Source organism: Cereibacter sediminicola (assembly GCF_007668225.1).
Taxonomy (GTDB): Bacteria; Pseudomonadota; Alphaproteobacteria; order Rhodobacterales; family Rhodobacteraceae; genus Cereibacter_A; species Cereibacter_A azotoformans.
In genome coordinates this window covers 1-937 of record NZ_VDEK01000112.1, presented here as the reverse complement: position 1 = coordinate 937, position 937 = coordinate 1, and the positions used below count along the sequence as shown (strand labels likewise).

The following is a 937-nucleotide window of genomic DNA, read 5'->3' as shown; positions in this document are numbered from 1 at the left end:
AAAATTGGACGCCGATCACCCCGCCTGGGGGGTCAAAATTGCACGCCGAAACACATAGCGGCCGACATCGGCCCTCGGTTCACGGCGCAGGGCCAGTGCCTCTGGCGTGTCGATGTCCGGCCCGGTGGCAGTCTTGCCGTCCACCAGGCGGTGGAGGATGTTCAGCACATGGGTCTTGGTCGCCACGCCCTCGGCCAGCGCCAGTTCCACCGCTGTCAGCACCGCCTGCTCGTCGTGATGCAGCACCAGGGCGAGGATGTCGACCATCTCCCGGTCACCGCCGACACGCCGCAGCATCAGGGCCTGCAACTGCCTGAAGCCGGCAGGCAGCTCGGCGAAGGGGGCGTTCGCCATGGGCCTCGGACCAGTGGCGGCACCATGGCTCACTGCGCAGCGCGCCGGGCTTGCGCTGGATGACCGCGAGATAGTGCCGCCAGTCGTAGATCGTACGCGTCGGCACGTGGTGAGAGCGCAGTATGAGGCGCTGGTGCTCGCACAGGACCTGCCCCTCGGCGACCACCACCAGCCGCTCGGGATAGATGTGCAGGCTGACGGGCCGGTTCGCGAAAGGTGCGAAGGGACCGTGGCGCCAGTGGCGCCGCGTAAGCCCGGAGCACGGAACACTGTAGCGATTGCGCTCGAAGGTGATCAGGCAGGTGGGCGACACCCGCTTGGGCATCTCGACGAAGCCGTCGAAGGCAGGTGGCAGCGGCATGAGCGCTGCCTGCTCTGCAGCGAAGACGTCCGCGATGGTGCCGGGCAGGCTGCCGTGCTCGGTCTCCTGCCACAGCGCGATGCAACGCTCCTCCAGCCAGGCGTTCAGGGCGTCGAGGTCGGGGAAGGACGGCATCAGCTGCCACAGTCGCGGCCGGGCGTCCTGCACTCCCTTCTCGACCTGGCCCTTCTCCCAGCCTGAGGCCGGATTGCAGAAGGTCGG

1 pseudogene is annotated in these 937 nt (G+C 67.9%); it reads right to left on the bottom strand.

The features are described from left to right. Nucleotides 1-15 precede the first annotated feature (15 nt). A pseudogene (locus FG154_RS20570) lies at nucleotides 16-937 on the bottom strand (transposase); the annotation flags it as partial.